Genomic DNA, 4818 nt, shown 5'->3' on the forward strand with positions numbered 1-4818 from the left:
TCCCCGCTCACCGGTGTCGGGGGTGCTGTCGGGCCAAGCTGCACATCCTGAGCCTCCACGCACGTATTGTCGCCTACACGTTCCGGAACTGCGCTGCGTGGTCGTGATGGCTCTCCTGGGGGGGAGGACACTCAGCATGGTGAACGTGGGTGCCGGTGTCGCCAGGGGGGTCCGGAAGCTGCGAGCCTCCGCCCGTCGGGGCGGCGCCGAACAGTCCGGACTTGCCTCCCTGACGGAGCTTTCGTTCGTCAACGCGGCCGGGGACGCGTTGGTCACAGTAGCACTCGCCGGATCGCTTTTCTTCGCGGTGCCCACAGGTGAGGCACGGTCGAAGGTCGCGCTGTACCTGCTGATCACAATGGTGCCGTTCGTCCTGCTGGCGCCGGTGATCGGCCCGGTGCTGGACCGGTTCGCCTATGGACGCCGGACCGCCCTGGCCGCGATCTGCCTGGCCCGGGGCATGCTCGCCTGGCAGCTCGCGGGCTCCCTCGACGGCGTGGCGGTCTACCCGCTGGCGCTCGGCCTGCTGATGCTGTCCCGGTCGTTCGGCGTGGCCCGCAGCGCGGTCATCCCCCGGGTGGCCCCCCGGGACCTGACCCTGGTGAAGGTCAACTCCCGGATCTCCCTGGTCAACATCGTGGCCGGAGCGGTGGTGGCCCCTCTCGGGCTCGGTATCGCCAACATCCCCTACATCGGTTATCCGTGGGTATTGCGGATCTGCGCCATTGTCTATATGACCGGCGTTCTGCTCGCGTTCAACCTGCCCAAACACGTCGACTCCGCCGCGGGTGAAAAGCGCGCTTTCCTCGGGACGGTCCGCTTCCACCGGGATATCACCGGCCGGCTGCGCCGGGCGCTCGGCGGGCTGCCGGTGGCCCTGCGCGCCTCGCTGGTACTGCGCGGTCTGGTCGGCTTTCTCACCTTCTACCTGGCATTCTTGCTGCGGACCAGCGGCGGCAACAACCTGTGGCTGGCCGGACTGGCGATCTGTGCGGGTGCCGGCAGCGGCCTGGGCGTATTCGTCGGCGGACGCCTCGGCCACCGACGGCCGGAAGCGCTGCTGATGCTGTCGCTGCTGATGGCCGCCGGGGGGTGCCTGGGCGCCGCCGTCAACTACACGAAGTTGACCTCGCTGCTCGCGGCCCTGCTGGTCACCATGGCCAGCTCGACGGGCAAGCTCGGCCTGGACGCGATCATACAGCGGGACGTCGCCGAGGACACCCGCAACTCCGCGTTCGCCCGCTCGGAAACCGCGATGCAGCTCGCGTGGGTTGCCGGCGGCGCGATCGGCCTCGTAGAGATGCCCGGAACGCTCGGCTTCGCCGCCGCGTCCGCGACGGTCCTGCTCACGATGTTCCTGGAAACCCGGGCTCTGCACCGCTCACGGGCGGCGGCGCAGGCGCGCCGGAGCGGGCTGTACGCCCCGGCCATGGCCCACCTCGATCCGGGAGCACCCACCCTGCCGCAGACCTCCACCCTGCCGTCGGCGCCTACCGTGCCGCAGCCGCCCGCTGTGCCCCAGGGACCCGCGGTGCCCCAGGGACCCGCTGTGCCGCAGAGACCCACCGTGCCGCAGCCGTCCATCCACCACTGGTGGGAACGCGGTTCCGGCTGATCGAGCGACACCGGCGGCGCGGCCACCGGCGGCTGCCACGATCGGCGGGTTGAGCCGGCGGGTTGAGACCGACAACCCACCGGTGGGATCGCGAGCAGGTCAGCGTCCGACCGTCGAGAACGATAACCTCCGATCGTGTCCGTATCTCGGCTACTTTTCCGCACCCGGCGGCGACGCCCCGTCGTACTCTGCCTCCTCGGCGCGTTGGTCGTGGTGCTCACCGGCTGCGACCGGCCGACCCCGTTGGTGACATTGCAATCCGGCGGTAACTTCGTCAAGGCGCACGCCGCCCAGTACGATCACGACGGTGCAGTGATCAGGGATGCCGGCTACCAGGCGCCCGTCCTGCACGCCGTCCCCGGGTCGACCGTGAACATCGACGTTGCGAAGTCGATTGCCGACAAAGGGTACTTTCTTGCGTCCAACGACACCCGGATTTCCGAGCTCATCACCGAGGAGCACTACCGCCTGACCGTGCCGGACGGACGCGGCGAGGTGAACCTGACCATCTTCCAGGCCCCGCACGCCGGCTCCGACCAGGCGTCCGGAAGCTGGCCGTTCCGTCTCGTCGTCCAGCCGTAGCCCCATGATCTCGAGTTCTGTCAGCCGTGATCCCGTGAGCCCCACCACCGCGGGTGCGGTGTGCCCGGGCTGCGTCTGCCTGCCGGTTCCCCTGCTGGCGGCGGCGTGAGCCGGATCCTGCTCGTCACCGCGGTGACGGCCGAAGCGGACGCGGTCTGCGCCGGAATGATGGGGCCGTGGCAGCCCCGGGCCACCGCCTCCGGAGTCCCCGCAGCCTCCGGCGCTTCCGGTACGGGCACGCCGTCGCGCGGTTCGGCGCCATCGTGGGACCGCCAGCTGTTGACGGCCGTACGGATCGGCCCCTACCTGGGCCGCCGGTCCGGTGCGGTGACCGTCCTCGCCGCCGGGGCCGCCGGTCCGGCGGCGGCTGCCGGTACCGCCACCGCGCTCGCCACAGCCCATGCCGCGGGGGATCCGTTCGACCTGATCGTCTCCTTCGGCGTCGCGGGTGGCTTCGCCGGACGCGCGAACGTCGGTGACCTGGTCGTCGCGGATGCGCTGATCGCCGCGGATCTCGGTGCGGAATCCGGCGTCGACACCTCGCCCGGCGAGCCGGCGCAGTCGCCCGCACCATCGGCGTCCAGCGACTTTCTGACCCTGGAGCAGCTCGGGCTCGGAGCCTCCATGCTGGCCCCCCGGGAAGACGCCGTCCAGGCGCTCGTTGACGTCCTCAGCGGTACCGGACGCGCGGTCAGGACCGGACCGGTACTGACCGTCTCGACGGTCACCGGGACCGATCGTCGAGCCGCGGCCCTGGCGCTGCGCTTCGGCCCGGCCGCTGAGGCTATGGAGGGGTATGCGGTCGCGACGGCGGCGGCGGCGTACGGCACACCCTTTGCCGAGATCCGCGCGATCAGTAACGCGGTCGGACGCCGTGACCGGTCCAGCTGGGACCTGCCGGGCGCCCTGTCCGGACTGAGCGCCGCGGCAGCCGCTCTCGCTGCCGGCATCGACACGCTCACCGCCGCTGTGCGCACCTCCGGCTCTGCCGGGCGGGCCGAACCGGCGGGGCCGACCCCGGCGGGCACATCATGATCCAGATTGGCAGCGGCGGCGACACCGCGACGACCCCGCCGGCGCTGCCATCCCCGCTGTCGCTGGCGATCTCCCCGTGCCCGAACGACACGTTCGCCTTTCATGCGCTCGCGCACGGGCTGGTCGGGGACGGCACACCGGCCACGGTGACCTTCGCCGACATCGACGTGCTGAACCGGCGCGCCGCCGACGGCCTGGACGACGTGGTCAAGGTCTCCTACGCGGCCCTGCCCTGGCTGCTGGGCTCCTACCGGCTGCTGTCGGCCGGGAGTGCGCTGGGACGCGGCTGCGGGCCCCTCGTGCTGACCGCCGGTCGGGACGACCTGCGCGGCGCACGCGTCGCGATCCCCGGTATGCGCACAACCGCCTACCTGCTGTTCCGCCTGTGGGCACAGGGACGCGGGGTGAGTGACATCGACGTCCTGTCCTTTGAGAAAATCATGCCCGCGGTGCGGGACGGGCGGTACGACGCCGGCCTGGTGATCCACGAATCCCGGTTCACCTACCCGTCCTTCGGCCTGACCGCTGTCGCCGACCTCGGTGACTGGTGGGAGTCCGAAACCGGCCTGCCGATCCCGCTCGGGGCCGTCCTGGGCCGTCGTCACCTCGACGGCGCCGCGCTGTCGGCCGCGGTGCGGGCGAGTGTGGCTGCCGCGTTCACCGATCCGGAGGCGTCGCGTTCCTACGTCCTCGACCACGCGCAGGAGATGGACCCGGAGGTGGTGGACGCCCACATCGGGCTGTACGTCAACGACCACACCCTGCAGCTCGGTGACGAGGGCTACGAAGCGGTCGAGGTGCTGCTGGGCCGCGCGGCCGCCGCCAACCTCGTACCGGCCCTGTCCGCTCCCCTGCGCTGATCTACCCGGACCTCGGCTCGACCCGGCCGGCCCGACCTTGATCCCGGACCGGCCGGGCAGCGGCCGGGCGCCGGTTCACAAAACCAAGATCAATATTTGCCGCGTGGAATGAACAGGTCGCGATCAGACCTCCAGCTCGTCGGCGACCGCGTGGACGACCTTCGCCACCTTCTGGGCCGTGCGACGGTCGGGGTAGCGCCCTCGACGCAGCGAGCCCTGCACCTCGTCCAGCAGTTTGATCATGTCTTCGACCATGCTGTGGAGCTCGTCGGGGCTGCGTCGCGCCGCCTGCGCAGCGGCCTTCGCCACCGACGGCGGAGCCGCAAGCACCCGCACCGACAACGCCTGGTCGCCACGGCGGCTCGCGGCGATCCCGAACTCGACCCGGTCGCCGGGCTTGAGCTTGTCCACGCCGGGCGGGAGCGCGGCCTTGTGGACGAACACATCACCGCCGTCGTCACGGCTGAGAAAGCCAAAGCCCTTGTCGACGTCGAACCACTTGACTCTGCCGGTGGGCACGGGAGACCTCGTTATGAGTAGCGAAGGGAGACTGTCCGGTGAGGTACCGGGGTCTCAAGGCTATCCGGGGACACGCCGACGGGTGGTCGTCCGTACTTTTTCGTCACCGGGCAGAAGCGTCCAACCGATGTTCACCCCGCTCCCCAGGAAGTCGGTCCTGTCGGAGAAAACATGATCGCGCTGCCTTTGGCCCGGCAACCCAGGAAC

The 4818-nt window shown here is 70.5% G+C and carries 5 protein-coding genes; 4 read left to right on the forward strand and 1 reads right to left on the reverse strand.

All coding sequences use genetic code 11. The features are described 5' to 3' along the window. The first annotated feature begins 136 nt into the window (after positions 1–136). The 4 genes from DD1DGNOD_RS00810 (at position 137) to DD1DGNOD_RS00825 (ending at position 4092) form a co-directional block, all read left to right on the forward strand. Positions 137–1615 (forward strand): MFS transporter, encoded by a 1479-nt coding sequence (locus DD1DGNOD_RS00810; protein ID WP_131764706.1) that lies wholly within the window; start codon positions 137–139, stop codon positions 1613–1615. 135 nt (positions 1616–1750) lie between these two features. Then, complete coding sequence (locus tag DD1DGNOD_RS00815; RefSeq protein WP_131764705.1) at positions 1751–2197, forward strand: hypothetical protein; 447 nt, start codon at positions 1751–1753, stop codon at positions 2195–2197. Between the two features lie 105 nt (positions 2198–2302). Further along, positions 2303–3232: a futalosine hydrolase gene (mqnB, locus tag DD1DGNOD_RS00820; protein ID WP_131769217.1), complete on the forward strand. Its 930-nt coding sequence runs from the start codon at positions 2303–2305 to the stop codon at positions 3230–3232. Then, positions 3229–4092 (forward strand): 1,4-dihydroxy-6-naphthoate synthase, encoded by an 864-nt coding sequence (locus DD1DGNOD_RS00825; protein ID WP_131764704.1) that lies wholly within the window; start codon positions 3229–3231, stop codon positions 4090–4092. Before mqnB ends, DD1DGNOD_RS00825 begins: the two co-directional genes overlap by 4 nt. A 123-nt stretch (positions 4093–4215) precedes the next feature. On the opposite strand, the gene DD1DGNOD_RS00830 is transcribed toward DD1DGNOD_RS00825, so the two are convergent. Next, positions 4216–4611, reverse strand: coding sequence for a cold-shock protein (locus DD1DGNOD_RS00830; protein WP_131764703.1), 396 nt, complete (start codon positions 4609–4611; stop codon positions 4216–4218). Positions 4612–4818: the final 207 nt, after the last annotated feature.

The sequence above is a fragment of the Candidatus Protofrankia californiensis genome (genome assembly GCF_900634765.1).
GTDB lineage: Bacteria > Actinomycetota > Actinomycetes > Frankiales > Frankiaceae > Protofrankia > Protofrankia californiensis.

Bases quoted from the DNA above. Each gene is read 5' to 3' on its own strand.
- DD1DGNOD_RS00825 (WP_131764704.1), top strand. From the start codon at position 3,229: ATGATCCAGATTGGCAGCGGCGGCGACACCGCGACGACCCCGCCGGCG.
- DD1DGNOD_RS00810 (WP_131764706.1), top strand. From the start codon at position 137: ATGGTGAACGTGGGTGCCGGTGTCGCCAGGGGGGTCCGGAAGCTGCGA.